Raw genomic sequence first — 4,935 nt, 5'->3', positions numbered from 1 at the left:
CTGCCGATACCCCGCCTTTTAAACATAATGACAAAAAGTCTCTTCTATTTAGGCTCATTATGCGCTCCTAATACTGCACGTTAAATTCAGGTGAAATAGCAATCATGTATAACAAGTACGAAACCCTCACGCGGTACTGGTCCTCATCATAATAGGCATCTAAATCAAGTAAAGCTTGTGTAGTGTCAGCGCTCATATTGCCGGCAAAATACAGGGTATTATATTGCTCTAACAATGCGCTAATGCCATTTTGCGCCAAGTAATCCATATCGCTTTGAACATAAACATAAATTCCTGCAGGGTTTAACTCGGTATGCGCTTCGGCTGTACTCCAAACCAAACTTGCAAATAAGGCATTCATTGTGCCTATTAAAGTCGCATCGTTGGCTATTTGTAATTCAGGCGCTACCAAACCTTGGGTGCGTAACGCCGCACTTTGGTAATCGGGTCTAAAAAAGTTAAATACAGAGCCCGACTGCATGGGGCCTTGCCCATAGCTATCGACTAAGTTCCACGTTTTATAATAACCTTGCTGTGACTTCGCATTAAGGTTTCGCCAAAACTGCACAGTTTTTAAAAGTGGTTCTTTAATTTTACCTTGATAGCTAAGTACACTGCCAAAATGGCGTGCTTCGTCATCTAAATAAATAGCTTTAACAACTGCGGCTAAATCGCCTCGCACACCACTTCCATTATCGTTAAATACACGTGCAACGCGCTCTACATATTGCGCAGTAGGGTTTGAGGTAATTAACCGCTGAATAAGCTGCTTAGAAATAAACGGTGCAACGTTGTCGTGATTAAATAAATTATCGAGGGCTATTTTTAGCGACTCCTCTGGGCCATAACCAGGCGGTATAACCTCATTATTTAATAGAACTTTTTCTTTATCCGAATGGTATTCGCTGTAAGCTTGCATAGGGTTTATATAATCACGGCTTTTGCGTTTAAAGGTTTCGCTGCCGGCAAATGTCCAGCCTGTAAATACACGCGCAAACCCCTGTATTTGAGCCTGTCCGTAAGTTGCTATGCTATTACCGTCTGCATCTAGTTTAGCGGTGCCATCAAGGTTTAACTCATCTAGGCCAATGGTAAATAATTGCATAACCTCACGGGCGTAATTTTCATCTGGGCGAATATTAAGTGCTTCATCGGCTTTTTCGTTCCCTAAATGGCTTAGGTACGTGCCCATAATTGGCGAAAGCGTTACCTCTTCGAGTAACTCTCTAAAATTGCCAAACGCATGTTTAAGTAATAAATCGTAGTAAGTGACCATGCCCTCTGGTTGTGCACGCAAATCGCTATTTTCATCCGATACAACCAATATTTCACTCAGTGCAAATGCAACGCGTTGGCGTAGTTGATCGTCACTTTGTAGCACCGCTTTCCACCATGCATCTATTCGGCTTATATATTTAAAGTCTTCGTCATCTTCAAGTTTTACCAAGTAGTTGCGGTGGTAGCTAACTGGCAGTGCTATTTGGTCATCGAGCCATTGTTGCTCACTTAAACCTTGAGCACTGTTTATTTCAGCAAGCGTTGGGCCCATGCTAGCTTGGTGTAATAACCTAGCGGCGCTGTGTATGTCCATGCTGTTTTTGGCTACAAATGTAACGGTTTGCGTGTTTGTTGCCTCTTCATTATCGGTGGCTGTTACTCTAAATGAATACGTTATAGGCTCATAACTTTGCGCAGCGGGTATATTAAGGCGGGTACTTAACGCATCTAATGGTTCATTCAATAACGTGGTGCCCGCAGTTTGTTGCCAAACCACACTGCTTATTGTGCCGTCTACATCGCTTGCTGTTGCAATTAGCTCAATGGTTTGGCCTTTAGTTAATTCGCTGGGTATGTCGGCAATCGATAAGGTAGGAATTTTATTTGAATTAACGGTGGGCGTGTCATCGCCGCCTGAGCCACCACAGGCGCTTAGCAATAAAGCACAACTTGCTAATAAAACTGATTTGTAATGCATGTTAAATCATCATCGTAAATTAAAGAAGGTACGCGTGTATGTACCGAGTTTGATACGATTATTGAAACACAAAATTTACAATTTAACCTTTTATTTTTTGTAACCGAGCGCTATTTAGCTGTTTTGTCGTTAATATTAACCTCAATAATGGGCTTTTTTTTATTAAAAACATTCACCTTATTAGCGGCTTTAGCCACACGTTGCCAAGGCGTTTGTAGGTTCTCGTAAATTGGCCGCCAATACGCATCCATTACACTGTTGTGCCCGCGGTCGTTATTGCCAACCCCCACGGTAATTTTACCTACTTGATGCGCTTTTATCAGCGTGCCACAGGCTCTATCCCAAATGGCTAACGCTGAGCCTAGGTTACGGTCAAAATGTTTTGGGTTATCGCTGTGATGAATTTGGTGCTGAGCTGGGCTAATTAACCAATTTTCTATTTTTTTACCAAAGCTCCACCACACATGTGAGTGGCGTAAATTAGCGCCTAAAGCATTAAAGGCAAATACAAATACATTAGCCCCCAAAATATCTAACATTGATAAATTTCGGCCAAAGCAATACACACAAACGCCCACTACAAAACCTTGGGCTAACGCCATTCGACAGGCATATAAATAGCTTTCAAACGGGTGGCTGCGATAAATGGTCATTGGGGTGAGCACTAACGCACTATGATGTACCTTATGAAAATGCCACAAAAACGGCACTTTATGCAGTGCTAAATGTAATAAAAACCGTGTTAAATCATCAAATATAAACAATAAAACGGTAAAAATAACTAACACCACAGTACTTGGCAGCTGCCATACTGCGCGCTCACCAAAAAGCCATTGCAGGGCATCACTTACGCCAATAGCAACAGGCACCATAGTTAACACTATAGGCACCCACAGCGCGGCTTTAAGTAAGCGGTTTATAATTAATAATTGGTAGTCGAGCTTGGCACTTTTACTCAGCCAAATACGCTTACTAAATAAATAGCGCCCCAGCCCACGCCACGTGCGCTTTTTTTGCTGCGCACGGCCCGAGAAATACAGCAACATTGCAATCACTAACGCCGCAATGCTATAGCCAATAAAAATACGTTTATTGGCATCAAACAAATAATTTGGCGTTTGAAGAAGCGTTTGCCATATAGTCTCGAGCATAACTTACCTCTTAAAATTGATATTTGTAGCCCACGGCTACGCTACGCGGTTTACCCGGGCGCGCGCCATATGGGCGACGACTAACAATGTTATCTTTGTCAAACAGATTATCTACCTTAGCGTAAATATGCCCATATTGATCAAGCTCGTAGCGCGCAGCAATATCTAGTACTGTTGTAGCGGGTACATCGACNCCTGCCAACGGTAATGAAAAATCATTCCCTGTGGTGTTGCCAAGCTCGCCAGCGGTATAAGCTACGCCAGCGGCCTCTGGCATTTCTGAGGTGTATTTTATTAATACATCAACCGACCAATCGTTATGTGCAAGACCTAAGCTCAGCGCAGCTTGATGGTTAGGCAAGTACGGTAAATGATCGCCCGGGCGAATATGCCCCCACTGCGTAAATTCGCTAAATAGCTCTTCTTTAAACTCACTTTGCGTGTAGGTATAAGTTAAGCGTACCGGCACATCAATGTGCTTATTTAATGCGTAAGTGTGTGCAAATTGAGACTCAACGCCCCATACATCCACTTCCCCACCACTAAACTCGCGGTCAATTTCGTTTTCGATTCCACAGTTTGACTGGCCACAGCTTTCTACTAAGTTTGAATAATCATTAAAAAAGCTCACTACTTCCACTTGGCTGTTACCGTTGTTGTAACGGCCACCAAATTCATAGTTTACGCTTTTTTCAAACTCTTCATCTCCTTCACGTACAGGGCTAGATGGGCTTGAGGGCACAAACCCTTGGTGTACACCAAAAAGTAACCCTGCATTGGCCGATAATTGGTAAAAGCCACTTAACCCAGGTAACCAAATACGGCTCGATTTATCTTGCCAATCGTTTGCTTGTCCAGGGGCGTCATTTTGATACGACATATCCATTAACTCGCCGCGCACGCCCAAACCAAGAGTTAGCTTATCGAAAGTTACTTTGTCTTCAATATATAACGACCACGCATCGGTAGATTCGGTATTTTGTGTGGTAAATACACTCGCGGTGTCTGTACGGGTGTTAACCGCGTTAACCATGGCGTATGTGTCTTCAAAATGATCGCGCTCTATTTCATCTTGATGAAAACGCACCCCAAATGAGAGTGAATGTTCAAGCCCAAACGCAGCGACTTGCCAATCACCATCAAACTGTATGCCTTGTGAGAAAAAGGCTCTGTCGTTCGTTCCCATGGTTAAAAACACATTGCTTTCACCACTTTGAACCGAATCGGCTTGGCCACTAATAACGCTGTATTCACGCTCAAAGCGTGTTGGGTCTGCCAAAATATCCGACAAACTACCACTGCTGTTAGTAACCGCGTTGAGTTTAAGCCACGCACGTTCAAAATCGTTGCGATAGGCGCGGGTTGTAAGGGCAAAATTGTCGCTGCTAAGCTGGTGGGTAAACATCACTTGCGTGTGCTTAGTGTCCATATTTGCAGGGCCACTGGCGGCATAACGGCGATACGGTGTTTGCTGGTAATCTTCTTCGGTTAACCCAAGGTAGGTTTCGTTAGAAAGCTCATCTGAATAGGCCAGCTTTAACTCAAAGCGTTGCTTAAACTGCTCGCTATTAAGTGTGTAATCTAATTTAACTAATAAATCGTCTTTTTCAAAGCCAGTATCTTGTCCGCCATCAAGCTCTTTAAAACCGTCACTTTCTAGGTGAACGCCTTCAACTAAAAAGCCAAACTGCCCTTGGCGATTACCATAATACGCGTGCGCTTTTTTATAGCCATCAGATCCTGCTGAAATATCAAGCATACCGCTGGCATCATCAGGTACTTGGCGCGACACTAAATTAAGCGTACCCG

3 protein-coding genes and 1 pseudogene (1 of these 4 only partly in view) are annotated in these 4,935 nt (G+C 43.3%); all 4 read right to left on the bottom strand.

Translation table 11 applies throughout. The annotated features are described in order from the left end of the window. Positions 1 to 58 (bottom strand): annotated as a pseudogene (locus L650_RS0113125) (DUF1501 domain-containing protein) (its annotated part extends 1,160 nt beyond the left edge of the window); the annotation flags it as partial. Positions 59 to 67: 9 nt separating this feature from the next. Next, entirely contained in the window at positions 68 to 1,975 is a 1,908-nt protein-coding gene (locus tag L650_RS0113120; protein ID WP_029773401.1) for a DUF1800 family protein, read from the bottom strand. A 110-nt stretch (positions 1,976 to 2,085) separates the two neighbouring features. Next, the gene (locus L650_RS0113115; RefSeq protein WP_085065492.1) at positions 2,086 to 3,126 is read right to left on the bottom strand and encodes a sterol desaturase family protein; all 1,041 of its coding nucleotides are present in this window, start codon (positions 3,124 to 3,126) and stop codon (positions 2,086 to 2,088) included. Between the two features lie 10 nt (positions 3,127 to 3,136). Beyond that, a partial coding sequence (locus L650_RS0113110) for a TonB-dependent receptor family protein (RefSeq protein ID WP_029773399.1) occupies positions 3,137 to 4,935 on the bottom strand: 1,799 nt, incomplete at its 5' end.

Origin of the sequence: Pseudoalteromonas sp. TB51 (genome assembly GCF_000498055.1) — a bacterium.
GTDB lineage: Bacteria > Pseudomonadota > Gammaproteobacteria > Enterobacterales > Alteromonadaceae > Pseudoalteromonas > Pseudoalteromonas atlantica.
The sequence above is the reverse complement of the archived record's forward strand: the minus strand, read 5'-3'. Positions and strand labels throughout refer to the sequence as shown.

Bases quoted from the DNA above. Each gene is read 5' to 3' on its own strand.
- L650_RS0113120 (WP_029773401.1), bottom strand. From the start codon at position 1,975: ATGCATTACAAATCAGTTTTATTAGCAAGTTGTGCTTTATTGCTAAGC.
- L650_RS0113115 (WP_085065492.1), bottom strand. From the start codon at position 3,126: ATGCTCGAGACTATATGGCAAACGCTTCTTCAAACGCCAAATTATTTG.